A 25576-nucleotide genomic window follows, 5' to 3' on the forward strand; every position below is an offset into this window, starting at 1 on the left:
AAACGGACGCTAACAAGGCGCATTGCCGAAGAGAGTCGACATTATCGACCATGATCGCAACGTGACTCCTAACTGTGCGCAATATCACGTCCTCCCTTAGCCGATAGGTGAACCTTTGTCTAGTATTTCGGCCTGGATTCTGTTAGGTTTACCACTGATACTTTCCCAAGGAATGGAGGCCGCGTACGGTGGTGGACGAACAAACACCCAACGCCGCGTCTGACATGGAGATGAGCCAGTATGTGGCTGATCGAGCCAATGTCAACGAGGAGAAAATCAAACAGGACGAAGAGATCCTTGATCAATTCGGCGAATACGGCTATGGCTGGCATGATTCGGATGCCGCCGGCGAAGCCGCGCAGAAGGGCATCGACGAGAGCGTGGTCCGCGCCATATCGGCCGATAAGGGCGAACCGGAATGGATGCTCGACTATCGCCTGAAAGGCTATCAGGCGTTTCTCGACAAGCCCATGCCAGACTGGGGCGTGGATCTTTCGGAGTTCCATGCCGAGAACTTCAAGTATTACGTGAAGCCGCTCGCAAACCAGGCCAAGAGCTGGGAGGACTTGCCCGACGACATCCGCAACACCTATGACAGGCTCGGCATCCCCGAGGCGGAGAAGAAGCGTCTGGTTTCCGGCGTCGCGGCGCAGTACGAATCCGAGGTCATTTACAATTCGATCCGCGAGGACCTCAAAGAGCAGGGCGTCATCTTCGTCGACACCGATACCGCGGTGCGCGACTACCCCGAGCTGGTCAAAAAATACTTCACGACCGTCATTCCGGCCGACGACAACAAGTTCGCTGCCCTCAACACGGCCGCATGGTCAGGCGGCTCGTTCGTCTATGTGCCCAAGGGCGTTCATGTCGACATCCCGCTGCAGGCCTACTTCCGCATCAACACGCCGAACATGGGCCAGTTCGAGCGCACGCTGATCATCGCGGATGAGGGCTCCTATGTGCATTACGTAGAAGGCTGCACCGCGCCGATCTACGCCACTGACTCGCTGCACGCGGCCAACGTCGAGATCGTCGTGGAGAAGGGCGCACGCGTGCGCTACACGACCGTGCAGAACTGGTCGACGAACGTCTACAACCTCGTCACCCAGCGCGCCTACGTGCGCGAAGGCGCTACGATGGAATGGATCGATGGCAACATCGGCTCCAAGGCCACGATGAAGTACCCCTCGTGCATCCTCGCCGAGCCGTATGCCAAGGCGGAGACCATGTCGCTGGGCTTCGCAGGAGAAGGCCAGTATCAGGATACCGGCGCGAAGATGATCCATCTGGCGCCGCACACCAGCTCGACCATCGTCTCCAAGTCGATCTCCCGCTCCGGCGGGCGTGCCGCCTACCGAGGACTCGTCAAGATCATCAAGGGCGCGGAAGGCTCAAGCTCCTCTGTGGTGTGCGACGCGCTGCTGGTTGATGAGATTTCGCGCTCCGACACCTACCCGCATGTGGATGTGCGCGAGGATGACGTCTCGATGGCCCACGAGGCTACCGTTTCCAAGGTCTCCGAGGATCAGCTGTTCTATCTCATGAGCCGCGGGCTCGAAGAGAAGGAGGCTATGGGCATGATCGTGCGCGGCTTCGTGGAGCCGATCAGCCGAGAGCTGCCGATGGAATACGCGCTGGAGCTGAACAGACTTGTGGAACTGCAGATGGAAGGATCGGTAGGCTGATGCCAGTAAAGGAAATCAAGATACCAGTTGCGGATCCGGGCAATCCCTACGCCATGCCGGCCACCATGCCGTCGAGCGCCGACAAGGAGCCGCGCTCCTTCGACCTTGACGTCTTCGCGATGCCGACGCGCAAGCAGGAGGACTGGCGTTTCACGCCGATCGACCGCATCAGCGAGTTCTTCAGCGTCTTCAAGCCCAGCGGCCATACGACGATTGCCGTATCGAATATCGACGGCTCCGCGCTCGACGAATCACATGTCGCAGTGAGCACGGTGGCATTGGGCGAAGGCCCTTCTGGCACAGTGCACAAGCCCAGCGACCGCGCAGCTGTAGTCGAATGGAACTCAGGCACGAAGGCCGTCGTAGTGCGACTTTCCGGCGAGCTCACGCAACCCGTGCTGGTCAAGATTCAGGGCCAGGACTTCGACATGGACGCTCTTCATCTGGTGATCGTCGCCGATGACAAGTCCCACGGCGACATCGTGGTCGAACATGCCGGACAGGCAAGGCTCGCCGAAGGCATCGAACTGACCACCGGCAAGGATTCGCATATCTCCGCGACCTTCATCCAGGAATGGGAGAAAGGGTCGAAGCATGTCGGCAACCACCGCATCCACGTCGGCGAAGGCGCATCCCTGCGCCATTCGGTCGTGACGCTCGGTGGCGACGCCGTGCGCATCCGCATGGATCAGGACTTCGGCGGCGAAGAGGGCGACCTCAACATGCTCGGCATCTACTTCGTCGATCCCGGCGAGCATATCGAGCATCGCACGATGGTGGTGCACAACCATCCCGAATGCAAGTCGCGCGTAGTCTACAAGGGTGCGCTCGACGGCAAGAACGCGCATTCGACGTGGGTCGGCAACGCGCTCATCCTGCCGACCGCACCAGGCACCGACTCGTACGAGCTCAACCGCAACCTCGTTCTGACACCCGGCGCAGTAGCTGATTCCGAGCCGAATCTGGAGATCGAAAACGGCAACATCATCGGCGCAGGCCACGCCAGCTCGGTCGGACGCTTCGACGACGAGGAGCTGTTCTACTTGCAGTCGCGCGGCATCCCGGAGGTCGAAGCCCGCAAGCTGGTCGTGCGCGGCTTCTTCGGAGAACTCGTCGAAGAGATCGGCGTGCCCGCGATATCCGAACATCTCATGACCGTGATCGACCGTCGCCTGTCTCGAGGAGAAAGCGACGCTATGCAGGACGTACTGGAGGAAAAATAATCATGTCAACACTCGAAATCAAGGATCTCTACGCTTCCGTCGAAACCAAGGAAGGCCGCAAGCAGATCCTCAAAGGCGCAAGCCTCACCGTCAACTCCGGCGAAACCCATGCGATCATGGGCCCCAACGGCTCGGGCAAGTCGACGCTGGCCTACACGCTGGCCGGACACCCCAAATACATCGTAGACTCCGGACAGGCGCTGCTCGACGGCGAGGACCTGCTCAAGATGACCGCCGACGAGCGCGCCCATGCCGGGCTGTTCCTGGCCATGCAGTATCCGGTCGAAGTGCCCGGCGTGTCGATGACCAACTTCCTGCGTACCGCCAAGACGGAAATCGACGGCAAAGCTCCGGCGATTCGCTCGTGGACCAAGGATCTGAACGAATCCATGAAGCGACTGCGCATGGATCCGAAGTTCGCCACGCGCTCCGTGAACGAAGGCTTCTCCGGCGGCGAGAAGAAGCGCGCCGAAGTGCTGCAGCTCGAACTCCTGAAGCCAAAGTTCGCAGTGCTTGACGAAACCGATTCCGGCCTCGACGTCGACGCGCTGCGCATCGTGTCCGAAGGCGTCAACCGCGCCAAAGAAAACACCGGCCTAGGCATTCTCATGGTGACGCATTACACGCGCATCCTGCGCTACATCAAGCCCGACATCGTGCACGTCTTCGCCAACGGCCGCTTCATCAAGACCGGCGGTCCGGAGCTGGCTGACGAGCTTGAGGAATCCGGGTACGATCAGTATCTGCCGGAAGGATCGGATTCCGAGTCCGCCTTGGCTTGATTTCCGTATTGGTTCTGTCGTGAATCGGGAAGATATGTGTTGCTCCGGACGCTCAAGGCTGCTGAGCCGTTAAGCGGACAGTCCTGTGGACTGTCCGTAGGCGAGGTGAGCGACCGCTAAGGTCGCGAAGGCGGAGCTGCAAGCTCCGCACCAAGCCTACGCCGGAGCAACACATATCTTCCCGATTCACTAGTGGTAAAGAGTCGCTTCGGCAGTTTGTTTTTTGAGCGGCTGAGATGGTTTGTGGCGCATCAAGCGCCACAAACCATTGCGCTTCGCTTGAATAGTTTTGTGCTGGATGAATATGACCTTTACATGTGGGTGCGGGGTGCCTAGGCTGGTAGTAGACGTTTCGACGTGTGTGGTGATTATTTGCGGTTGAGCGTGTGGGAGTGGAATGTGGTGTTCGAGACCGTAAAGACTTGCCGAGCCGTTAAGCGGACAGTCCTGCGGACTGTCCGTAGGCGAGGTGAGCAGCCGCTAAGGCTGCGAAGTCGCGTAGCGAAGCGGCCCGGAGCGTGTCGCGAACACCACATTCCCCTCCCACACGCGGCAGTTGCTTCGGATGCCACAGTTGCTATAACAGTGGTGAAGCAGAGGAGAAGATGATGGTGGACTTTGGGGTTGTTCGGGGGGAGTTTCCGATTTTGGATCAGCGGGTGCATGGGCATCCGCTGGTGTATTTGGATTCGGCGGCTACGGCGCAGAAGCCGCAGGCGGTGATCGACGCGGAGAGCGAGTTCTATCGCACCATCAATGCTGGCGTGCATCGCGGGGCCCATGAGCTTGCCGCGCTCAGCACCGAAGCGTTCGAGACGGCCCGCGCCAAGGTCGCCAAGCTGGTCGGTGCCGACAGCGAAGAAGGCCACGAGGAGATCGTGGTCACTGCTGGGGCCACCGCGGGGCTCAATCTACTCGCCACGGCGTTCGGCAACGCGTCGCTGGGGCGCGGGGGAGCGGCGGCGCAGCGCTTCGCATTGAAGCCGGGCGATGAGATCGTCGTCTCCAAGGCTGAGCATCATTCGGTGCTGCTGCCCTTCCAGGAGCTTGCCGCGCGCACGGGGGCCACGCTGCGCTGGTTCGATCTGAGCGAGGACGGGCGCATTCACGCCGACACAGCCAATGAAGTGATCACGCCGCGCACGAAAGTCGTCGCTATCACGCATGTGTCGAACGTCACCGGTGCGGTGACCGAGCTGGCGCCGATTGTCGCACGGGCGCATGAGGTCGGCGCGGTATTCGTGCTGGACGCCTGCCAGTCCGTGCCGCATATGCCGATTGATTTTCATGCGCTTGATGTGGACTTTGCCGCGTGGAGCGCTCACAAGATGTATGGCCCGACCGGGGTCGGCTTCCTCTATGGCCGCCGCGAGCTGCTTGAAGCGCTGCCGCCGGCAGCCTTCGGCGGGTCGATGGTCGAATTGGCTTGGATGGATCAGCCTGCGCAGTATATGGAGCCGCCGGCACGCTTCGAGGCCGGCACGCAGCCGGTTGCACAGGTCGTCGCAGCCGGAGTGGCAGCCGACTGGATGCGCGAGATCGGCATGGAGAACATCGCGGCGCACGAGCATGCGATAGCCGGGGAACTCCTGCATCTTGGCGATATCGAAGGCGTGCGTATTCTCGGTCCTGCAGACAATCACGACCGCATCGGCACGGTGGCCTTCGATGTCGCCGGCGTGCATCCGCATGACGTCGGGCAGTTCATCGACGCGCAGGGCATCGCCATCCGCGTCGGCCATCACTGTGCGCAGCCCGTGCACCGGCATTTCGGGCTGTATGCGTCTAACAGGGCCTCCACCGGCGTCTATACCAGCATCGAGGATGCGCAGACGCTGCTTGAGGCGGCAAAGCATGTCCGTGCCTTTTTCGGACGCTGAGCGCTGTGTTCTACAGTGTTCTGGAATGGCTGTGTATTGTAAGATGACTGCGGTTTTTTTGATGACTGCGGAATAAGAGCGACTTCGTTGTACCGATGGCTTTGCCATCCGACGGCTGTAAAGGGTTACCACTATGAGCGATTTCGGGATGAGCGATGACGAGCTTGAACAGATGTACCAAGAGGTCATCCTCGATGCTGCGCGCAATCCGCATGGCAAGGAGAGCTTCGCGCAGGATCTCGTAGACGAGGCTTCGTCGGCTGCGGGCGAGACCACGCTGCGGGCGAGCCACGAATACTGCACGTCGGGGGAATCCCACCAGTTCAATCCGACCTGCGGCGACGAGGTCACTGTGCACGTCGAGGTCGGTGATAAGGATCCGCGCCGCATCGAGCGCTTGATATGGGATGGTCAAGGTTGCTCCATCTCCCAGGCGAGTCTGTCGGTGATGACCGATCTGGTCAGCGGCAAGACGGTGGACGAAGCCATGCGATTGTTTGCGATTTTCCATCGTCTGATGCAGTCGCGCGGGGCCGGGCTCGATAATGAGGCGGACGACGAGGCGCTTGGCGATGCCGTGGTGTTTCAAGGCGCGTCGAAATATCCGATGCGCATCAAATGCGCACTGCTCGGTTGGGAAGGGCTTAAGGACTCGCTGGCCAAGGCACTGGCCACGCAGCCTCAATGATGGAAGCCCGAAATGAGTTATTTGAATATGGCCCGATAGCGCAATTGTATTGCAGTGAACGCCGTCGTGGTGCAACATTGGGTTATGAGCGCCGGGTAATGCACAATTTACAGGGCAAAAGCGAACAAAGGACAAGACATGAGTGAGAACAACCTCGTCCCCGAGCCGCAGTCGTCGATTTTTGATTCGATCAACCGGGCTGTCGGCAACGAGAAAACCGCGCGACAGGTATTCGCCAACCCGCAGCTGGCCGCGACCCTGACTGCCGAGAATGCCGAAAGCGGCGCGTCTCCGAATGCCCACCATGGCAGTCACCATCACGATGACGCGGATGGCTGCTGCGGCGGGAATGGCGAATGTGGCTGCGAGCATAACGTCGATGAGCAGTCTGACGACATTCCGCTCACGGCAGTGGACGACATCGGCCGGGCGACAGCGGCCGACATCAAGGAGGCGCTGCATCAGGTCATCGACCCAGAGCTCGGCATTGACGTCATCGACTTGGGGCTGGTGTATGGCATCGAAGTTGATGAACTGGGCCGAGCCATCATCAGAATGACTTTGACGACTCCGGCCTGTCCGCTCACCGATTTAATCGAGGACGAGTGCGCCAGCACACTGGCTGGTCTGGTGGAGGAGTTTCGCATCGACTGGACTTGGGATCCGCTGTGGACAATCGACAAAATCACTCCCGAAGGTCGCGACCAGCTTGCCGCCATCGGCTTCAACTTCGCCAATATGCCGAAGTACTGACGTCGTAGCATCGATGGCACGGTGCTGATGGCCGACTGATGGCGCAAACGTAGGCAGCGTTCCGAAACAGACAAATGGCTGGTTAGTTCACCATGATGATGAACTAACCAGCCATTCATTTGCCGACCGTCTGAAGTCTAACGGTCTGCCAACAGACTGGACTGGGCAACTCCTAGTTCTCGACCACCGTGCCTTTGGGAACCACGGTGATGCCGTCGGGGGTCACCGTAAAGCCGCGAGCCAAGTCGCGCTCGGTGTCGATGCCGACAGTGGCGTTCTCCAGCAGTACGACGTTCTTGTCGAGAATCGCCTTGTAGACGCGTGCACGACGATTGATAGTCACGCTATCGAAGAGGATTGAGTCGACGACCTGCGCCCACGAGTGGATGCGCACGCCGGGGGAGATCACCGAGTGATGCACTTCGCCGCCCGAGACGATGACGCCATTGGAGACGATCGAATCGGTTGCGTGACCGAGACGATCGCGGCCGGCGTGCACGAACTTGGCGGGCGGCAGATTGCCCGACATCGTGTAGATGGGCCAGTCCTGGTTGTAGAGGTTGAACTCCGGCGTATAGGCAATCAGATCCATGTGCGCGTCATAGAACTGCTTGAGCGTGCCCACATCGCGCCAGTAGGCGTGATCGGTTTCCGTAGCTCCCGGCACTTCGTTCGAATTGAAGTCGTAGACGCCGGCCTGGTTGCGCTCGGCGAAGAACGGAGCGATGTCACCGCCCATATCATGCTTGGTATTGTCGGCCTTCTCATCCAAAGCAAGGGCCTCGAACAGCGCATCGGTGTTCGCTACGTAGTTGCCCATCGACGCGAGTATCTGGTCAGGCGCATCCGGCAACCCTGTTGTGACCTTCGGCTTCTCCTGGAAGCTTTTGATCATATTGGAATGCTCGGGATCCACCTCGATGACGCCGAACTGATCCGATTGGCTGATCGGCTGACGAATGCCCGCCACCGTGAACTCAGCACCGGATTCAATGTGCTGGCGCACCATCTGCTCGAAGTCCATGCGGTAGACGTGATCGGCTCCGACGATTATGACGATGTCCGGACGCTCATCCTCGATGATGTTCACGGTCTGGTAGATGGCGTCCGCGGAGCCGAGATACCAATGCTTGCCGAGACGCTGCTGCGCGGGGACAGGGGATACGTACTCGTCCATCAGCTGTGAGAATCGCCAGACGCGCGAGATGTGGCGATCCAAGGAATGCGACTTGTACTGCGTAAGCACAACTGTTTTCGAATATCCGGAATTGACTAGATTGCTCAGTGGGAAATCAATCAGCCTGAAGACTCCGCCGAATGGCACAGCCGGCTTGGCACGATCTCGGGTCAATGGCATAAGGCGCGTCCCCTCACCGCCTGCCAGAACTATCGATAGAATCTTCGGATTCTTCGCCATCTGAACTCCTCTCCTATGAGCGCCTTTACGGTACCGGTGCTGACTTGGAAGGCCGCGTCCTCGCAAACCTATGTCACGTTTATTATGTTACATATGCCATGACACGCAAGGCACATCGACGGGCGAGTCTTTTGATAAGGCCGGTTGCGCACGTCTTTGTGCGGTGACATTGCAGTGTTATTCACACAGTGTCGTATCTCATGCATTCAGCGTCCGGCGGGTCGCGTAGAAGGCGACGGCGCTGGAAGCGGCCACGTTAAGGCTGTCCACATCGTGGCTCATGGGAATTCTGACGGTCAGATCGGCATTGGAAATCGTGCGACGCGAGAGCCCGTCGCCCTCGGTGCCGAAGATAAGCGCGAGCTTGTCGATATGGTTTGGCTCCTGTGGAGAGGAGTCCAATCGTCGTGTCAGTTCGGCCAGGCTTATGGAATCATCCTCAAGAGCCATGGCGACCGTGGTGAAACCGAGGCTTCTCAACTCGGTCATGCCCTGCACCGGCCAGTAATGGCTGTCGTCTCCGCCGATTCTGGTCCACGGAATCTGGAAGACGGTGCCCATCGACACCCGTGCGGCGCGGCGATACAGCGGATCGCCGCAGGAGGGCGTGACCAGCACCGCATCCACGTCGAGTGCGGCCGCCGAACGCATCAGCGCGCCGACATTGGTATGGTCCACGATGTTCTCCATGACGGCGATTCGGTGCGCGTCGCGGCACACTTCGGCGACAATCGGCAGCGGCCAGCGGCGCATCGCTGATAGCGCTCCACGGTGCAGACGGTATCCGGTCAGCTGCTTCAGCTGGGCTGGCGAAGCGACGTACACAGGGATATCCGCGCCCCAGCGCTGATCGATCTGCGCGAAGGTCGATGCCATGCCGTCGATCCACGGCTCCTCGACCAGCAGTGATATCGGCTCGCGGCCGGCGGCCAGCGCACGGTCGATGACCTTGGGCGATTCGGCGATGAACAGACCCTTCTCGGGTTCAAGGCGATTGCGCAGCTGCAGCTCGGTGAGATTCGTATAGGCCGCGACCCGTTCGTCGCCGACCGAATCAATAACGATGAAGCGCATGGAAGCCTTTCCGCTGTGTTGCTACTGCCGTATTGCTGCTGTTCAGTGGTGTTGTTCAGCAACCGGTTGCGTTCCCGTGTGCCCAGCCCGGCGCAGCCAGAATTGCCAAAGCATCAATGCAGCCGTTTCGCAAGCTTGGAATATGCGAAAACCCTCGGTTTCCCAAGGGTTTCAGATGCTTGTTGAGCGGTGTCCGGAACGGGACTTGAACCCGTACGCCTGTATAAAATAGGCACTAGCACCTCAAGCTAGCGCGTCTACCATTCCGCCACCCGGACAGGTTGCTGTAGGCAACGTGTAGAACTATATCACTTTTTGCCTAGCTGGCTACCGGTGTGTCGTAAAACCCGCGCTCGGCTGACTGCTGTGTAGCCTTGGACCCATGACCGACCCCTTATTCATACTGGACACCACGCATGACGACACCCCGCTCAACAGCGACGAACTGCATACCGGGTGGAATCTCACGCTGCCCGACGCCGTGCGCAGGCATGCGGCGCAGGCCATGCGGCTGGGCGATGGCGACGCTTTGCAGCTGAGCGACGGCAAGGGGCTGCGCGTGCGTGCGAACTTGCTCGACGCGCGCCAAGGCGTTGCGCAGGTGGTTGAGGTCGGACGCGAGCCGCGCCCCATGACCCGGCTGGCGCTGATCCAGGCGCTGGCGAAAACCGGCCATGACGAGCAGGCCATCGATATGGCCACGCAGATCGGCGTCGATGCGGTGATTCCGTGGCAGGCCGAGCGTTCCATCGCCAAATGGAAGGAAGGACGCAGCGACAGGAAATGGCGTCAGACCCTCGCTTCGGCCACGGAGCAGTCGCGGCGGGCATGGATGCCTGAGCTTGGCGCATGCGTGAGCAGCAAGCAGGTGCTCGCCATATGCCGGCGGGCCAGCGTGCATGGCGACTTGGTCATCGTGCTCCATCAGGACGCGACGACGACATGGGGCGGCATAGAAGACGATGTTGCCGCACTGGCCCAACGCTGCCTTGACGACGGCCGGGAGCGCACGATTTCAGTGGTCGTGGGGCCGGAAGGCGGCATCAGCGACCATGAGATAGCGCAGTTCGCTGCGGCTGGTGCTCGCGTGTGCGTGCTGGGGTCGAGCATCATGCGGGCCTCAAGCGCGGGGCCGGTGGCGCTTTCGCTGCTCTCAAGGGCGCTGGGTCGGTTTGCATAGAATGTTTCGTATAACATGCGCTCCGTTTCGCCTAAAGCAATCCGGCAGCCAACTGGGTTGGGAATTATCCGTGCGGCACAATAGCATGGAGCTGGGCGCATACGACACACGAACGCCTGAAAAGGAGCATGATGAGCGCATCTGACGATTGCCTGTTCTGTGCAATAGCCGCAGGGCAGATTCCCAGTGAGACCGTATATGAGGACGAGACCACCTACGCGTTCAAGGACATCAATCCCAAAACCAAGGTCCATGTGCTGATCATCCCGCGCAAGCATTACGCCAACGTCGCCGAACTGGCCGAGGATGACCCTACGCAATTGGCGCATATGGTCGCGGTGGCCCAGTCAATCGCCGACAAGACCTTCCACGGCGAGTTCCGCTTGGAATTCAATACCGGCCGCGACGCCGGGCAATCCGTCTTCCATGTGCATGCGCATGTGCTCACCGGCGAAGTCCTGAGCGAGTAGGGGTTCCGTGGCCACAACGACACGCACCATCACGATTCCGCGCGAACTCGACCCCGTCGCCGTATTCGGCCCGGTCGACGAAGTCATCCGAGAGGTCGAAAAGGCCTTTCCCGAACTGACCTTCGTCGTGCGCGGCGACCGCATCGCCATTCTGTCGCGCTCCAAGAACACCCAGAGCGATGCCGACAAGGCGCAGAACATCATCGAAACGATCATCCAAGCGGCCTATAGCGCCCCGCTGGACGCCGACTCGGTGCGGCGGATGCTCGAACGCGACGTGCTGCGCAACCATGTGCGCACCCGCGAGACGGTATTCGCCTCCGATCCGCCGACTCGGCGCGGCGCTGGCAGCACTGCGCATACAGCAGGCAGCGGCGTCAATGCCTCTCGCACAGGAAACAGAGGAGCGACCGCCGCTTCGCAGCGGCTACATGAGGGCGATGCATCATCGACCGGCAAGCCCCGTGTCCCCGGCGTTATCACGTTTGCCTCCAATGTGCCCATCCGACCCAAGACGCCAGGGCAGATTCACTATGTGAACGCCATCGAATCGCATGTCATCACCTTCGCGATCGGGCCTGCGGGCACCGGCAAGACCTATCTCGCCGTCGCCAAGGCCGTGCGCGCCTTTCAGGACAAGCGGATACGCCGCATCGTGCTGACGCGGCCTGCGGTCGAGGCAGGGGAGAGCCTGGGCTTCCTGCCCGGCACGCTCAACGAGAAGGTCGACCCCTATCTGCGCCCGCTCTACGACGCGCTGTCCGATATGCTCGGCGCCGAACAGCTCAAGCGCTATATGGACGACGGCACCATCGAGGTCGCGCCGCTGGCCTATATGCGCGGGCGGACGCTCAATGACGCCTTCGTGATCCTCGACGAGGCGCAGAACACGACCGAGCAGCAGATGAAGATGTTCCTCACGCGCCTGGGCTTCAACACGACGATGGTGATCACCGGCGATGTCACGCAGATCGACTTGACCGTCCCGCGCTCCGGACTGGCGACGATCGAAGGCATCCTCGGCGGTATCAATGACATCGCCTTCGTGCATCTCGACGCCCGCGATGTGGTGCGCCATGAGTTGGTGGGGCGCATCGTCGAGGCATATGACCGTCATACGAGCAAGAGCGGCAAAGACAACGGTTCCCGCAGCGGTTATGAACGCAGCGAGAACGGCCGTAGCGCTGACCGAGCCAACGCTGAGCACCAAATCAGTGCCGTCCAACGCAGTGCCACCCAACCCAATGCTGAAGAATCCAGCGTTGAACAATCCAGTGAGAAAGGGCATCGATGAGCGTCGAAGTCACCAACGAGACCGTCTGGCAGCTCGATTCCAAGGTCTTCTCTGAACTGGGGCTGTGGGTTATGGACCAGATGCGGGTGAGCACGCAGTCCGACCTGACGATCATCTTCGTGGATCCCGACCCGATTGCGCATCTGCACGAGCGCTGGATGAACCTTGATGGGCCGACCGACGTGATGAGCTTTCCCATGGACGAGCTGCGACCTGGCGATGGCAAGACCACTATGGAAGGGGTGCTCGGCGACATCGTGATCTGCCCATGGGTGGCGGCGCAGCAAGCTGCCGCCGCCGGGCACAGCACCATGCAGGAGATGATGCTGCTGACTATTCACGGCACGCTGCATCTGCTGGGCTACGACCACATCACCCCGGAGCAGGAGCGGCAGATGTTTGCGCTGCAACGGCAACTGCTGCTGACCTTCATGGCTGCTCGGGGGTCTTCGATAGGCAATGCTCAGCTCCCTGCCGGAACGAGCGACGCGTTGGCCGCATACGATGCCGCGCAGGCTTCGCACGGCATCGGCAAGTAGGGGAGAGGCGAACTGATGTCCCTTCCTGATACGACCGCCCTGCTGCTTGTCGCAGTGCTTGCCGTGGTCACATTGCTGCTGGTATGGCTTTCGCTGTCCATGGCGGCCGCCGAAGCCGCCGTTGGCCGCGTGACGCGCGCGAGTCTGAACAATCTGATTTTCGAGGTGCAGACCGACACTGAAACCAGCCGATTCACGCGCCTGAAAAAGATTGCGAAAATCCATACGGTCCAACGTCTGATCGCCGACCGCTTTGCCACGGCGGGATCATGCGCCTTCTTCCGCATCGCCTGCAATGTACTGGATGGCGTGCTGGTGAGCAGCATCGCCTCGCTGTTCGGAGCTGTGTTGTGGGAGCAGCTGCTCGCAGGCCTCGTGTTCGCGCTGATCGTAGCCGTTGTCTCGATTCTGGTGCGACCACGCTCGGCTGGCGCTTCCAAGCCGGTTGACATCATGCTGGGCCGGGCTCGGCTGGTGTCCTTCGCTGTGGCGATCACGCCGTTCGCCCGCGTTGGCGGTCATCAGACCTCGAAGCGACGAGGGCGCGAATCGGAACTCTCCGATGACGAGGAGCTTGAGAAGATCCAGCATGAGCAGGGCCGTGCGGCCATCGACCGGCTGGTGGAATCCAACGATTTCGACCCCGAGGTCTCCGAGATGCTGCGCAATGTGCTCACGCTTTCGGATACGCTCACGCGCGAAATCATGGTGCCGCGCACCGATATGATCTGCATCGAACATGACGCCTCGCTTGAGGACCTGCTCAAGCTCTGCACCCGCTCCGGCTTTTCGCGCGTGCCGGTCATCGGCGAGGATGTGGACGATCTGGTGGGCATCGTCTATCTCAAGGACGCGGTGCGGGCCACGGCCTTCAATCCGGCCGCGGGTACGCGCAGCGTCGAGACGATATGCCGCCAGCCGATGCTCGTACCCGAATCCAAGCCGGTTGACGACCTGTTCCACGAGATGCAGCGCACCCGCCAGCATGTGGCGATGGTGGTCGATGAATACGGCGGCATCGCAGGCTTGGTGACGATCGAGGATACGCTTGAGCAGATCGTGGGCGAGCTTGAGGACGAGCATGATCGCACCCAGCGCAGCGAACCGGAGCGAATCGGAGAGCGTACTTGGCGCATGCCGGCGCGTACGCCGATCGCTGACCTGGAGGAGATTTTCGAGGTCGATATCGATGAAGACGATGTCGACACGGTGTACGGCCTGCTGACCAAGCTGCTCGGTCGGGTGCCGATTGTCGGCATGAGCGCGATGACGCGAGGACTGCAGCTTACCGCTGTCGATTCCGCGGGGCGGCGCAAGAAGGTGTCCACCGTGCTGGTGGAACCGGCCGGTGAAGCGAACGGCGAGACGGCCGGCGAGCACAGGGAGGAAGAAGCCAAGACCTCGTCCTCTTCCGAGTCATCGGATGCTTCGCGGCGCGAGAAACCGAGCAACAGCGGTAGCCGTGGCGACGGCGGCCGCAGCAGCGACAAACGCAGCAGCAGCAAACACGGTACTGATAAACACAGTGACGATGCGGCACAGTGACGAGACAGCACGGTAATGGTGCAACACGGCAGTCAGAGCAAGTACAGTGACCGCTTTGTATAACAATCACAGCAATCACGACATCATGGCAATCACAGCAAGGAAAAGCATGAACGGACATGACGAGACAGCGGCACAGGATGTGTCGGCGATACAGGGTGTGTCGGCAACGCACAGCCAATCGGCAACACGCGATGAGTCAGCGACCCCAGTCAATACAGCGGCGATGGCTCCAAGTGAACCGGCGACCCAGAGCGAGGCCTACCGATCAGGATTCGTGGCGGTCGTGGGCCGTCCGAATGTCGGCAAATCCACGTTGATCAACGCCTTGCTTGGCACGCAGATCGCCATCGCCTCGTCACGGCCTGAGACCACGCGCAAGGCCATCCGCGGCATTCTGACGACCCCGAACGCGCAGCTGGTGCTGGTCGACACGCCCGGCATCCATCGCCCGCGCACCCTTTTGGGCCAGCGTCTCAACGATGTGGTCGACGAGTCGCTGAGCGATGTGGACGAAATCGCCTTCCTGCTGCCCGCCGATCAGGAGATAGGCGCGGGGGACAAGCGGATTCTGAGCCGTCTGCGCAGCCAGTTCGCCATCAAGCGCGACGATGGCACGTTCAAGTGGAAGGTGCCGCTTATCGCGATTGTCACGAAAATCGACACGCTGGGTCGTCAGCAGCTGGTCGCCAAGCTTATCGAGATTGACGAATTCGCCGATTTCACCGCGTTGGTTCCGGTCAGCGCGCTCGACCGCGACAATCTTGACGAGGTCAGAAGCGTGCTCATCAACCATATGGTCGAAGGTCCGCAGATGTACCCGGACGATCAGATCAGCGAGGAAAGTCCCAAGGACACCATCGCCGAGCTGGTGCGCGGCGCCTTCCTAGAAGAGCTGGACGATGAGCTGCCGCATTCGCTCGCCGTCGTCGTCGACTCCATCGAATACCCCGACAGCCCGGATGCCGAGCTTGGCGTGGCCGCCGACGGCAAGGCGCATGTCATCGTGTCGATTTATGTCGAACGCAATTCGCAGAAGCCCATCATCATCGGGCACAAGGCTGAGCATCTCGTGCAGGTGCGCAAGCGTCTGCGTACTCCGGTCAACCGCATCGTCGGTCAGAAGTCGCGTCTCGATCTGCAGGTCAAAGTCGCCAAGGACTGGCAGTCCGACCCTAAGCAGCTCGAAAAACTCGGATTCTAGGCTTTATGCGCTAACGTGAATCTAGCGGACAAAAGGCGACGCAAAACAACCTAAGAACGTTGCGAAATTTACGCTAGGCTCGAGCTAGCGCATAAAAGACGACGCCGGCGAGCAAACCCTTATTTGCGCTTGGTGTACATCTGCGTGTTGAGCAGGGTGGCGTAGCGGCGGATGACCTTGGGGCGGATGACCTTCATCGAGGCGGTGAGCAGACCGTTGTCCTGCGTGAACTCCTCGGGCAGGATGATGAACTTGCGCACGGATTCGGCGCGGGAGACGCCCTCGTTGGCCAAATCCACGTAGTTCTGCACTTCGGCGCGCACGGCGGCGTTCTCGGCCGCCTGCTCCAAGGGCATATCACGGTCGAGTCCCTTGGATTCCAGCCACATGCGCAGCGAGTCCTCGTCCATCGTGATCAGCGCGGAGATGAACGGGCGTTTGTCGCCGAGCACAAGGGCCTGGGAAACGAAAGAGCAGCGCTGGATGACCTCTTCGATGGGGCCGGGAGCCACGTTCTTGCCGCCGGCGGTGATGATGAGATCTTTCTTGCGCCCGGTGATGGTCAGGAAGCCGTCGTCGCTCAGATGGCCCAGATCGCCGGTGGCGTACCATCCGTCGGGGGTGAAGGAGGTTTCGGTGGCCTCGTCGTTCTTGTGGTAGCGCTTGAAGACGCCCGTGCCGCGCACCTGAATCTCGCCGTCACGCGCGATGCGCACGGAGAATCCGGGGAAAGGAATGCCGACCGAACCCTCATGGAAAGGCGTGCCGAGCGGATTGAACGAGCACGGCGCGGTGGTCTCGGTCAGGCCGTAGCCCTCGTACGCCGGCACGTCGGCACCACGGAAGAAGGCGAGCAGCTGCGGATCGAGGGGTGCGCCGCCGGCGACTATCCACTTGGAGCGCCCGCCGAGTACGTCGCGCAACGGACGGTACACGGTCGGGTCGAAGGCCGCGCGACGCATTTTGAGTCCTGCGCCGACTTTGCCCTTGGAGCTCAGCTCCTTCATATAGTTCTGCGCGGCGACCACGGCCGAAGCGAACGCCATGCCCTTGAGACCGGTTCCTGCCTTCTGTGAGGCGGCGTTGTAGACTTTCTCAAGCACGCGGGGCACCACGATCATGATCGAAGGTTTGGCTACCTGCAGGTCGGTGATCAGCGTGGAGATGCCGCGTGCGATGTAGATATGCATGTCGCTGGCCGCGACGATGTAATTGATGGCGCGCGCGAAGGTATGCGCCTGCGGCAGGAACAGCAGTACGGTGTTGTTGGGGTCGGCAAGCAGTTCGGGCATGTAACTGCATAGCGCTAGCGCGGTCATGCAGTAGTGCTCGTGCGTCATCTCCACGCCCTTGGGGGAGGCAGTGGAGCCAGAGGTGTAGACGATTGAGCACAGATCGGTTTTCTTGATCGAATCGATGCGCTCGTCCAATGCCGTGTCATCGATGCCTGCGCCGTAGGCCTGCAGCTCGTCAAGCCCGCCCGTTTCGATGCAGATGATGTCTTCAAGCGTCGGACAGTCCTCGATGGCGCCGTCGGCCTTGTCTCGCATCTCCGTGGTTTCGACGATGAGCAGCCGCGCATCCGAATTGTTGACGATGTTGCGAATCTGCTCGGCCGAATCGGTGTCGTAGATCGTAGCCAGCACGCCGCCGCAGGCCAGCACCGCGGCATCGGTCACGTCCCATTCGTACGAAGTGCGGCACATGAAGGCGACGGCGTCGCCCTTGTTCAGGCCGTAGTGCATGAGTCCTTTGGCCACTTCGCGCACCTGTGCGAGGAATTCGTTGGCGGTTTTGCTGATCCAAACGTCGCCGGACTTGAACGTATAAAGCGGATCGTCGCCACGGCGTTCGGCGCGTTCGGCGTACAGATCGTAGACGGACATGCCCTCGTCGATCGGATCGATGCTGGCGGTGGTCGCGGTCAGCAGCCCGGTGTGCGGGTCGATGAAGGTGGTGGTGGGAAATCCCGTACGCCATTCGTCGGCGTGCGGCAGGTCCCTGGCCTCGTTCTGTGCCGGGATGTCCTCGGGCCTGACGTAGTCGGGGATCTCAGGCGTGTCGTCGCTCGTGGGATGCGAGAAGCCGGAGCCGAGGCTGAGCGCCTTGCGGGTGAGTTTCATGGCTTGTTGTTCGATCGAATTGATAACAGACACGTGATGCTCCTTGGCCTTCAGCCTTCGTCGTCCTGCCATGCAGCGGATTTTCGCCATTCGACTCCTACCGTCGCCGGCATCCGCCCCTGTGGCGTTCTCCTTAGTGATAGTAATCGCTTGCGGCGCGTCCGTCACCTTACGGTAGCGTAGGCGTCTGCGTGCGCCGATGCAGCTTGGAGACCGTCTGGAGCTGATCGTTCAGAGAGACGCCTATGGCACTCACAAGTCGAAAAGCGGCGACACGAATGCGTTCACTCGCCGCCAATACGCCGCCGGATCGGTGCTGGCGCTCATGGCGTGCCCGGCGCCGGGAATCAGCAGTCGTTGCTTGCGGGGGCTGGCGCAGGCTCGGAACACCCGGTCAAGCGATGCTGGGGACACGAAATCATCCGCACTGCCGTGGATGAACAGCATGGGGATGTGCGCATTGTCCAGCTGATTCACGCAGGAGGCCTCGCGGAACCCGTATCCTGCCCGATGCGCAGCGATCAGGCTCATGGACTGCACGAGTGCGCCGGCCATCAATCGAGGCAGATGATATAGCGTCCGCGCATTGAACATGCACTGATCCCACACGCTGGCAAAGCCGCAGTCGGCGATTGCCGCCACCACATTGGACGGCAGGCTTTCCTCGCCGCAGGCCATCATCACCGTTGCCGCCCCCATTGAGACGCCGTCGAGCAGCACCCGCGCCTGGGCATCCTGGGCCACTATGAATCTGACCCACTGCAGCAAATCGCGTCGTTCCAACCATCCCATGCCGATGTAGCGCCCTTCGCTCAGCTCATGGCAGCGGCTCGCCGGCGTGAGCACGGTGAAGCCCATCGCGGCGAAGCGATGCGCATACTTCGCCATTTCCGCAGGCCCGCCCGAGAAACCGTGGCAACAGATGGCGTAGCAATGCGGCTTCGGGCTGGCGCAGTCCGGGTCGAACGACCATGCGTGCAGGCGCAGCCCGTCCTCATTCGTGATGGTCACGGGGTGCTTGGCGTCATTGAACCACTCCTCGGCCTCGCGCTCTTCGGCGGCGTCATGGTGAAGCGGCTCCGCGTGGTTTCTGCGCCCCCGGCGGCTCCGACTTGCCCGGCTGCTGTGGTCCTTGGACAGAGCGAGCAGCGAAAAACGCGAATTGGCGTCCAGCGTGAATCTGAACTGATGATCGGCAAACATGTAGAGGGCAGCGCCGCCTAGAATTGCCGCAGCTCCTGCATAGGCCGTCAGCCGCCGGGCGGTTGCCGGCTGCCGCTGTACTTGGTGCGTGCGCTGCCGCGCCCTTATCTCCTGCGTGCTCATGTCGCCTCCCCGCTTCAGTGCCGCGTGTCGTGTGCATCCGCGTTCAATCATATCGGGCTATCATGTCGTGCGTTCGAGGGGAGGGAACGCTGCGCATATGTGTCACAAGTCGGGATGCGCATATTAAGCCAAGCTATTCGATGACGCGGCTCGCGCATCCTGTCCGAGCATCTTGTCCGAGGTCACGGTAGACTGGTGGATGTTGCTGTGGCGAATGCCGATGCATGCGATGCTGATGAAAGTACTCATGGTGGGAAAGCCCATCGTGGGAATGCTTCTTCTCGAGGAATCGCGTGCGTAGGAAGTTCGTCGTGCTTTGGCGAGGGAACGCAAGATTCCGTAATCGACTGAGCTGATGGCGGTTATCGTACGATGCCGTTCGTTGGTGCGCCGATGCGCCGAACGAGGCAGAGAACCGTACGAATAAAGTACTTATAAGGAGCCATCATGGCAGATACCATCACACTCAAGGGCGAAGTCCGCGACGAATTCGGCAAGGGCGTAGCCCGCCGCATGCGCGTGGCCCAGCAGATCCCCGCGACCATCTACGCCGGCGGAGTCCAGCCGGTCTTCATCAAGCTGCCGATGCGCGAGACCACGCTGGCGTTGCGCCGCACCAACGCGCTGTTCACGATTGAGTTTGACAACGAATCCAAAATGGCCGTTGTCAAGGACGTGCAGCGCAACCCCGTCAAGCGCATCGTCGAGCACATCGACTTCTACGAGGTCAAGGCCGGCGAGAAGATTGAGGTCTCCGTCCCGGTCTTCGTCGAGGGCACTCCGAAGGGCGCGGCTGTCGCGTTCGTCGACATTCAGGAGCTCACTGTGCGCGCCGACGTTTCCAACCTGCCTGAGCGCATCGTGATCAATGTTGAAGGCCTGACCGACGGCACCAAGGTGTTCGCCAAGGACGTCGAGCTGCCTGAGGGTGTCGAGCTGGATGCCAGCACCAACACCGAGGAATCCGTCGTCACCGTCGAGGTGCCGGAGGATGCCTCGGAGGCCACTGCGGCTGCCGAACCCGCTGCCGCCGAGCCGGCCGCTGATGCTGAAGCCGCGCCCGAGCAGGCTGCGTGAGGCCTGAAACAGCGGTCTGAAACGACATGGTGAAAGTCAAGGAGCCTGCATTCGCGTGCAGGCTCCTTTTCATAATGTGAACCGCCCGTTATCGCGATGTGATTTGTGTGTCTAGAATATGGAGCAGCGCCACGCCATAAGCGTCGACGTACCTGAACCTGCACCGTGAAGACGATGAAAACAGAAAAAGAAGCCAAGGAATGAGTGAAAACAATCATCATGATCCCGCAGCGTTGAACAAGCTCGCCGAGCCGTTCGAAGTGCTGCCCAACGACAATCCCGCCTCGGATGCCAAGCGTCAGGAGCTGACGGACAAGCCGGCCTTCGGCCAGGTCTTCTCCGACAACATGACCCACATGTCATGGACCAAGGGCGAAGGATGGTCGGATCGCCGTGTCGAGCCGTACGCGCCGCTGAAGCTGGACCCGGGCGCTTCGGTGCTGCACTATGCGCAGGAATGCTTCGAAGGCCTCAAGGCCTATCACCACGACGACGGTTCGGTATGGCTGTTCCGCCCGGACGCGAACGCCAACCGCTTCCGCAACTCCGCCAAGCGCCTCTACCTGCCCGAGCTGCCGGTGGACGACTTCCTGGGCTCGGTCGCCGCGCTCGTCAAGCGCGATGCGGCCTGGGTGCCGACCCGCCGCGAATACACGCTGTACATGCGCCCCTTCCTGTTCGCCTCCGAGCCCTTCCTCGGCGTGCGCGCGCCTGAAGAGGTCGACTACTGCGTGATCGCCTCGCCGTCCGGCCCGTACTTCCCCGGCGGCGTCAAGCCCGTGAACATCTGGGTCGAGGACACCTGGTTCCGCACCGGCCCCGGCGGCACTGGCTTCGCCAAGTGCGGCGGCAACTACGCAGCATCCCTGGTCGGCGAATACCGCGGCATCGAGAACGACTGCGAGCAGGTCTGCTTCGTCGACGCGGCGACCAAGACCTATCTCGAAGAGCTCGGCGGCATGAACATGTTCGCCGTGCACAAGGACGGCCATCTCGAAACCCCGTCGCTCACCGGCAACATTCTGCCCGGCGTGACCCGCAACTCCATCATCCAGCTCGCGCAGGATGAGGGCCGCGACGTGGTCGAGACCATGATCAAGCTGCAGGACCTGCTCGACGACATCAAGTCGGGCGAAGTCACCGAGGTATTCGCCTGCGGCACTGCGGCGATCATCACCCCGATCGGCCACTTCAAGTCCGAGAAGTTCGATGTGACCGTCGGCGACGGCGGCTCGGGCGAGTACACCGTTGCCACCCGCAACAAGCTGCTCGGCATCCAGCTCGGCGAGATCGAGGATCCGCACGACTGGATGTGGAAGGTCTGCTGAGCGGTTTTGCTTGCTCTGCCGGGCAGTCGCCAAATTGCGGCAGTTGCGGCAATCCGGCGAATCGACTGATTCATAGGATATAGGCCACGAATAACCGGATAGACGAGGGTCTGTTGGAAATGCGCAAGCGTTCCCGGCAGACCCTCGTTGGCGTTGAACTTCGTCGAACAGGACTGTACACAGGACTATACGAGGACCGAGCAAAAACCGTAAAAGGCCCGGAGTCCTGGCCTGATTATGGCGATTCGAAATACGACGGCGTCTGTGTCAGCCTGACCCTCTATTCTTCGATACTGCAATGCATCAGCGATGCATCGGAAAGTCGCTGTATATCGAGGAGACGGGCAGGGGCGTGAGCATGGAACCGGTGTTGGAGAGCAATGCGTTTTTCATGGCCATCGAGTATCTCGCCATCTTCTGCTGCGGGCTTTCAGGCGGACTGATGGCTGTGCACAAGGGGTATGACCTGTTCTCCATCCTCATGACGTCCTGGCTCACGGCTGTGGGCGGCGGCATCGTGCGCGATGTGCTGCTTGGCATCTTCCCGCCTGTGGGCATATCGGACAGGGGACTGGTGCTGACCACGCTGGCTTCGGGCCTGGTTGTGGCGGTCATCCACCCGGAAGTCGACAAGCTCAAGTGGACCATGCTGGTGGTCGACGCGCTGGCATTAGGCCTGTTCGCGGTCAATGGCACTTCGAAGGCTCTGATCTATCACGCTTCCGGCATGACCGCAGTGTTCATCGGCATGTTCACTACGTTGGCCGGCGGGCTGATACGCGACGTGCTGCTCAATGAAGTGCCGGCGGTCATCAGAGACCGGCACTGGTATGCGGTGCCATCGTTCGTCGGCTGCGTGCTCACCGTGCTGCTGGACAAGGCGCTGAGCGCCGGACTGGTCACGTTCAACGCCGAGATGATCGGCGATGTGCTGATCGTAGGCATCGTGGTAGCGATGCGCATCCTCTCAGTGGTGTTCAACATCCAGCTTCCCGGTGCGCTGCGACGTCACGAGGCGCATCTGCCGCCGGTACAGCCCAGTCGGTACTTGCGCCGGCCGGTCATCCACCCGCAGGCCCACGGTTCGGGTGTTTCAGGTCATAGCCGAAGGCGGAATGACGACGCCGACGATGATGGATCGCGGACGTCGGGCGGCGCGAAGTAGCGCGAACCGGCCGGCTGATGATCCGACCGAATGGATGACGCGCCTGTCCGGCGAGAGCGAGCAGACGATTCTTGCAGGGCCCTGGTAGGAATATCACGTTAACGCGACGATTCGCGTGACGTTCCTACCACGTGACATTCCTACAAAAAGCTTGTGCTGCTTGTATGTTTATCACGCTAACCGCGTGTTTTGCGTGAAGTCGCTACGAGTTGCGGATGATATCTGGACCGCGCAAACCAGGTATGCAAAAAGCCCGCAGGCGTGAACCTGCGGGCTTTTTACAAGCGATGGGTCGTCAGACCCGTCACATCACAGCGCGTTGATCGCGACGGCGAGACCGGACTTGCGGTTGGCGGCCTGATTCCTGTGAATCACGCCACGGCCTGCAGCCTTGTCGAGCTTCTGCGCGGCAACCTGGTAAGCGGCCGTGGCAGCTTCCTTATCGCCCTCGGCGATGGCCTGACGCGTGGCGCGAATCGAGGTCTTGAGACCGGACTTCACAGCCACGTTGCGCTGGTGCGCCTTCTCATTGGTGAGAACGCGCTTCTTCTGCGACTTAATGTTTGCCACTATCTACTCCAAACAACGTTTTCTATAAGGACATACAAACAAATATGTTAACACCACATTCGGATAATCCCTATGCGGCAGTCTGAGTGTCGCACTGAGAACTCATATTGTGTGTCGTACTGCAATGCCTACAGGAGTCGATAGACTGGTGTGGTTGTGAAGCAGTGGCTGCGATGGCGTTTGTTGGAGACACAGTCGTGGAAGCAGCGCATGGAAATGGCAAGTTGGCAACAACAAGTGGCAAGGAGACGCACATCAAGTGATTGAACCGAAGAACAGGCCCGGGTTTACCGATCAGTCGCTGATTCGCAACTTCTGCATCATCGCGCATATTGACCACGGCAAGTCCACCGTCGCCGACCGCATCTTGCAGCTCTCCGGCATCGTGCCCGAGCGCGAGATGCGCGACCGCTTCCTCGACCGCATGGACATCGAGCAGGAGCGCGGCATCACCATCAAATCGCAGGCCGTGCGCGTGCCGTGGACTGTCGACGGCACCGAATACACGCTCGGCATGATCGACACTCCCGGGCATGTCGACTTCACTTATGAGGTCTCCCGTGCGTTGGCCGCGTGCGAAGGGGCCGTGCTGCTGGTCGACGCCACGCAGGGCATCGAGGCGCAGACGCTGTCGAACCTGTACATGGCGATGGAGCATGATCTCACCATCATTCCGGTGCTCAACAAAATCGACTTGCCCAGCGCCGAGCCGGACCGTCACGCCGAGGAGATAGCCGGGCTGATCGGCTGCGAGCCACAGTCCGTGCTGCGCGTGTCGGGCAAAACCGGCGAAGGCGTGCGCGATCTGCTCGACCAGATCGTCATGGACGTGCCTGCGCCTTCGGGCGACTCGCAGGCTCCTGCCCGCGCGCTGATCTTCGATTCGGCCTACGACTCCTACCGGGGCATCGTGACCTACATCCGCATGGTCGACGGCAAGCTCGCATCGCGCGAGAAGCTGCATATGATGGGCATCGGCATGACCCATGAGCCCATCGAGATCGGCGTGATCAGCCCGGACATGGTGCCGACGAAGGCGCTCGCCGCAGGCGAGGTCGGCTATGTGATCACCGGCGCGAAGGACGTGAGCCAGTCGAAGGTCGGCGACACGGTCACCTCTGCAATCAGGCCGGCGAGCGAGCCGCTGCCGGGCTACCGCGACCCCAAGCCCATGGTGTACTCGGGGCTGTTCCCGATTGACAACGCGCAGTTCCCCGAGCTGCGCGAGGCGCTCGACAAGCTCAAGCTTAACGACGCCGCGCTCGTCTATGAGCCGGAGACCTCGGTAGCGCTCGGGTTCGGCTTCCGTTGCGGATTCCTGGGGCTACTGCATATGGAAATCGTCTCGGAACGGCTCAGCCGCGAATTCGGGCTGGATCTGATCTCCACCGCGCCCAACGTCACCTACGATGTGACCGCCGAAGATGGCACGCTGCATCACGTCACCAATCCGAGCGAGTTCCCCGAAGGCAAGATCAAGAAGATCATCGAGCCGATGGTCGCCGCCGACATCATCACGCCCAAGGAATTCATCGGCTCGGTGATGGACCTGTGCCAGGAGCATCGCGGCGAAATGGGCACGATGGAGTACATTAGCGCCGAGCGCGTCGAGATGCACTACCGCATCCCGCTGGCGGAGATCGTCTTCGACTTCTTCGACCAGCTCAAAAGCCGCACCAAAGGCTATGCGTCGCTCGACTACCATGAGGACGGCGAGCAGAGCGCCGACTTGGTCAAGGTCGATATCCTGATTCAAGGCGAGAAGGTCGATGCTTTCAGCGCCATCGTCCACCGCGATAAGGCCTATGCGTATGGCGTGATGATGACGAAGAAGCTGCGCGAGCTCATTCCGCGTCAGCAGTTCGAGATTCCCATTCAGGCCGCCATCGGCTCACGCATCATCGCGCGCGAGACCATCCGCGCGCTGCGCAAGGACGTGCTCGCCAAATGCTACGGCGGCGACATCACGAGAAAGCGCAAGCTGCTCGAAAAGCAGAAGGCCGGCAAAAAGCGCATGAAGATGCTCGGCCATGTCGAAGTGCCGCAGGAGGCGTTCATCGCCGCGCTGTCCACCGACGACGGCGCGACCGACCGCGACACCAAAGACAAGATTCGCGCCGCGCAGAAGGGCGAATAGCGAGTGATGACATCGTCATCGTCAGTTCGCAGCCGAGGTGAGCAGCCGTTAAGACTGCGAAGGCAGCGTCGGGGTAGGACGGTTATTGATGTTTGAAGTGTATATTCATGTGCCTT

22 protein-coding genes and 1 tRNA gene are annotated in these 25576 nt (G+C 60.7%); 16 read left to right on the top strand and 7 right to left on the bottom strand.

Features of this window, described 5'->3' with window-relative positions; all coding sequences use genetic code 11:
• The first annotated feature begins 224 nt into the window (after positions 1 to 224).
• From sufB to BISU_RS07505, 6 genes are all read left to right on the top strand, one after another.
• The gene (gene sufB / locus BISU_RS07480) at positions 225 to 1685 is read left to right on the top strand and encodes a Fe-S cluster assembly protein SufB (protein ID WP_275039966.1); all 1461 of its coding nucleotides are present in this window, start codon (positions 225 to 227) and stop codon (positions 1683 to 1685) included.
• Positions 1685 to 2908 (top strand): Fe-S cluster assembly protein SufD, encoded by a 1224-nt coding sequence (gene sufD / locus BISU_RS07485; RefSeq protein ID WP_033502469.1) that lies wholly within the window; start codon positions 1685 to 1687, stop codon positions 2906 to 2908. The genes sufB and sufD overlap by 1 nt, the downstream gene beginning before the upstream one ends.
• Positions 2909 to 2910: 2 nt before the next feature.
• Positions 2911 to 3690, top strand: a complete 780-nt coding sequence (gene sufC, locus BISU_RS07490) for a Fe-S cluster assembly ATPase SufC (protein WP_024462964.1) — start codon at positions 2911 to 2913, stop codon at positions 3688 to 3690.
• 608 nt (positions 3691 to 4298) lie between these two features.
• Positions 4299 to 5570, top strand: a complete 1272-nt coding sequence (locus BISU_RS07495; RefSeq protein WP_024462965.1) for a SufS family cysteine desulfurase — start codon at positions 4299 to 4301, stop codon at positions 5568 to 5570.
• A 133-nt stretch (positions 5571 to 5703) separates the two neighbouring features.
• The gene (sufU, locus tag BISU_RS07500) at positions 5704 to 6258 is read left to right on the top strand and encodes a Fe-S cluster assembly sulfur transfer protein SufU (RefSeq protein WP_024462966.1); all 555 of its coding nucleotides are present in this window, start codon (positions 5704 to 5706) and stop codon (positions 6256 to 6258) included.
• Positions 6259 to 6396: 138 nt separating this feature from the next.
• A complete protein-coding gene (locus BISU_RS07505) occupies positions 6397 to 7011 on the top strand; it encodes a metal-sulfur cluster assembly factor (protein ID WP_024462967.1) in 615 nt (204 codons plus the stop codon).
• 172 nt (positions 7012 to 7183) lie between these two features.
• Here BISU_RS07505 and glgC read toward each other — a convergent pair whose 3' ends face one another.
• The 3 genes from glgC to BISU_RS07520 all read right to left on the bottom strand — a co-directional run bounded on the left by glgC (position 7184) and on the right by BISU_RS07520 (position 9780).
• Entirely contained in the window at positions 7184 to 8428 is a 1245-nt protein-coding gene (gene glgC / locus BISU_RS07510; protein ID WP_024462968.1) for a glucose-1-phosphate adenylyltransferase, read from the bottom strand.
• A 198-nt stretch (positions 8429 to 8626) separates the two neighbouring features.
• Positions 8627 to 9502, bottom strand: a complete 876-nt coding sequence (locus tag BISU_RS07515) for a TrmH family RNA methyltransferase (RefSeq protein ID WP_024462969.1) — start codon at positions 9500 to 9502, stop codon at positions 8627 to 8629.
• A 190-nt stretch (positions 9503 to 9692) separates the two neighbouring features.
• A tRNA-Leu gene (locus tag BISU_RS07520) sits at positions 9693 to 9780 on the bottom strand.
• Between the two features lie 104 nt (positions 9781 to 9884).
• On the opposite strand from BISU_RS07520, the gene BISU_RS07525 reads away from it, so the two are divergent.
• The 6 genes from BISU_RS07525 to era all read left to right on the top strand — a co-directional run bounded on the left by BISU_RS07525 (position 9885) and on the right by era (position 15734).
• On the top strand, positions 9885 to 10682 hold the full coding sequence (locus BISU_RS07525; protein WP_024462970.1) for a 16S rRNA (uracil(1498)-N(3))-methyltransferase: 798 nt from the start codon (positions 9885 to 9887) through the stop codon (positions 10680 to 10682).
• 131 nt (positions 10683 to 10813) lie between these two features.
• Positions 10814 to 11152, top strand: a complete 339-nt coding sequence (locus tag BISU_RS07530; protein WP_024462971.1) for a histidine triad nucleotide-binding protein — start codon at positions 10814 to 10816, stop codon at positions 11150 to 11152.
• A gap of 7 nt (positions 11153 to 11159) precedes the next feature.
• Positions 11160 to 12446 (top strand): PhoH family protein, encoded by a 1287-nt coding sequence (locus BISU_RS07535; protein WP_024462972.1) that lies wholly within the window; start codon positions 11160 to 11162, stop codon positions 12444 to 12446.
• Positions 12443 to 12985, top strand: a complete 543-nt coding sequence (gene ybeY, locus BISU_RS07540) for an rRNA maturation RNase YbeY (RefSeq protein WP_024462973.1) — start codon at positions 12443 to 12445, stop codon at positions 12983 to 12985. Before BISU_RS07535 ends, ybeY begins: the two co-directional genes overlap by 4 nt.
• 15 nt (positions 12986 to 13000) lie before the next feature.
• Positions 13001 to 14530, top strand: a complete 1530-nt coding sequence (locus BISU_RS07545; protein ID WP_024462974.1) for a hemolysin family protein — start codon at positions 13001 to 13003, stop codon at positions 14528 to 14530.
• A gap of 226 nt (positions 14531 to 14756) precedes the next feature.
• A complete protein-coding gene (gene era / locus BISU_RS07550; RefSeq protein WP_033502561.1) occupies positions 14757 to 15734 on the top strand; it encodes a GTPase Era in 978 nt (325 codons plus the stop codon).
• 119 nt (positions 15735 to 15853) lie between these two features.
• On the opposite strand, the gene BISU_RS07555 is transcribed toward era, so the two are convergent.
• The 3 genes from BISU_RS07555 to BISU_RS13355 all read right to left on the bottom strand — a co-directional run bounded on the left by BISU_RS07555 (position 15854) and on the right by BISU_RS13355 (position 19432).
• Complete coding sequence (locus tag BISU_RS07555) at positions 15854 to 17890, bottom strand: AMP-dependent synthetase/ligase (protein WP_024462976.1); 2037 nt, start codon at positions 17888 to 17890, stop codon at positions 15854 to 15856.
• Between the two features lie 219 nt (positions 17891 to 18109).
• Positions 18110 to 19183: an alpha/beta hydrolase gene (locus tag BISU_RS07560; RefSeq protein ID WP_081672612.1), complete on the bottom strand. Its 1074-nt coding sequence runs from the start codon at positions 19181 to 19183 to the stop codon at positions 18110 to 18112.
• Between the two features lie 123 nt (positions 19184 to 19306).
• On the bottom strand, positions 19307 to 19432 hold the full coding sequence (locus BISU_RS13355) for a hypothetical protein (protein WP_264298183.1): 126 nt from the start codon (positions 19430 to 19432) through the stop codon (positions 19307 to 19309).
• Positions 19433 to 19630: 198 nt separating this feature from the next.
• Here BISU_RS13355 and BISU_RS07565 point away from each other — a divergent pair, with 198 nt between their 5' ends.
• The 3 genes from BISU_RS07565 to BISU_RS07575 all read left to right on the top strand — a co-directional run bounded on the left by BISU_RS07565 (position 19631) and on the right by BISU_RS07575 (position 22753).
• Positions 19631 to 20260: a 50S ribosomal protein L25/general stress protein Ctc gene (locus BISU_RS07565; protein WP_024462978.1), complete on the top strand. Its 630-nt coding sequence runs from the start codon at positions 19631 to 19633 to the stop codon at positions 20258 to 20260.
• A gap of 200 nt (positions 20261 to 20460) precedes the next feature.
• The gene (locus BISU_RS07570; protein WP_024462979.1) at positions 20461 to 21588 is read left to right on the top strand and encodes a branched-chain amino acid aminotransferase; all 1128 of its coding nucleotides are present in this window, start codon (positions 20461 to 20463) and stop codon (positions 21586 to 21588) included.
• A 358-nt stretch (positions 21589 to 21946) separates the two neighbouring features.
• Complete coding sequence (locus tag BISU_RS07575) at positions 21947 to 22753, top strand: trimeric intracellular cation channel family protein (RefSeq protein WP_024462980.1); 807 nt, start codon at positions 21947 to 21949, stop codon at positions 22751 to 22753.
• A 309-nt stretch (positions 22754 to 23062) separates the two neighbouring features.
• Here BISU_RS07575 and rpsT read toward each other — a convergent pair whose 3' ends face one another.
• A complete protein-coding gene (gene rpsT / locus BISU_RS07580) occupies positions 23063 to 23323 on the bottom strand; it encodes a 30S ribosomal protein S20 (protein WP_024462981.1) in 261 nt (86 codons plus the stop codon).
• 259 nt (positions 23324 to 23582) lie between these two features.
• On the opposite strand from rpsT, the gene lepA reads away from it, so the two are divergent.
• Entirely contained in the window at positions 23583 to 25460 is a 1878-nt protein-coding gene (gene lepA / locus BISU_RS07585; protein ID WP_024462982.1) for a translation elongation factor 4, read from the top strand.
• Positions 25461 to 25576: the final 116 nt, after the last annotated feature.

Source organism: Bifidobacterium subtile (genome assembly GCF_000741775.1).
GTDB classification, from domain to species: Bacteria; Actinomycetota; Actinomycetes; order Actinomycetales; family Bifidobacteriaceae; genus Bifidobacterium; species Bifidobacterium subtile.

Bases quoted from the DNA above. Each gene is read 5' to 3' on its own strand.
- BISU_RS13355 (WP_264298183.1), bottom strand. From the start codon at position 19,432: ATGAGTACTTTCATCAGCATCGCATGCATCGGCATTCGCCACAGCAAC.
- BISU_RS07505 (WP_024462967.1), top strand. From the start codon at position 6,397: ATGAGTGAGAACAACCTCGTCCCCGAGCCGCAGTCGTCGATTTTTGAT.
- BISU_RS07525 (WP_024462970.1), top strand. From the start codon at position 9,885: ATGACCGACCCCTTATTCATACTGGACACCACGCATGACGACACCCCG.
- BISU_RS07570 (WP_024462979.1), top strand. From the start codon at position 20,461: ATGAGTGAAAACAATCATCATGATCCCGCAGCGTTGAACAAGCTCGCC.
- sufC (WP_024462964.1), top strand. From the start codon at position 2,911: ATGTCAACACTCGAAATCAAGGATCTCTACGCTTCCGTCGAAACCAAG.
- BISU_RS07565 (WP_024462978.1), top strand. From the start codon at position 19,631: ATGGCAGATACCATCACACTCAAGGGCGAAGTCCGCGACGAATTCGGC.
- sufD (WP_033502469.1), top strand. From the start codon at position 1,685: ATGCCAGTAAAGGAAATCAAGATACCAGTTGCGGATCCGGGCAATCCC.
- era (WP_033502561.1), top strand. From the start codon at position 14,757: ATGGCTCCAAGTGAACCGGCGACCCAGAGCGAGGCCTACCGATCAGGA.
- BISU_RS07515 (WP_024462969.1), bottom strand. From the start codon at position 9,502: ATGCGCTTCATCGTTATTGATTCGGTCGGCGACGAACGGGTCGCGGCC.
- sufB (WP_275039966.1), top strand. From the start codon at position 225: ATGGAGATGAGCCAGTATGTGGCTGATCGAGCCAATGTCAACGAGGAG.
- sufU (WP_024462966.1), top strand. From the start codon at position 5,704: ATGAGCGATTTCGGGATGAGCGATGACGAGCTTGAACAGATGTACCAA.
- ybeY (WP_024462973.1), top strand. From the start codon at position 12,443: ATGAGCGTCGAAGTCACCAACGAGACCGTCTGGCAGCTCGATTCCAAG.
- glgC (WP_024462968.1), bottom strand. From the start codon at position 8,428: ATGGCGAAGAATCCGAAGATTCTATCGATAGTTCTGGCAGGCGGTGAG.
- BISU_RS07560 (WP_081672612.1), bottom strand. From the start codon at position 19,183: ATGAGCACGCAGGAGATAAGGGCGCGGCAGCGCACGCACCAAGTACAG.
- BISU_RS07575 (WP_024462980.1), top strand. From the start codon at position 21,947: ATGGAACCGGTGTTGGAGAGCAATGCGTTTTTCATGGCCATCGAGTAT.
- BISU_RS07495 (WP_024462965.1), top strand. From the start codon at position 4,299: ATGGTGGACTTTGGGGTTGTTCGGGGGGAGTTTCCGATTTTGGATCAG.
- BISU_RS07545 (WP_024462974.1), top strand. From the start codon at position 13,001: ATGTCCCTTCCTGATACGACCGCCCTGCTGCTTGTCGCAGTGCTTGCC.
- BISU_RS07530 (WP_024462971.1), top strand. From the start codon at position 10,814: ATGAGCGCATCTGACGATTGCCTGTTCTGTGCAATAGCCGCAGGGCAG.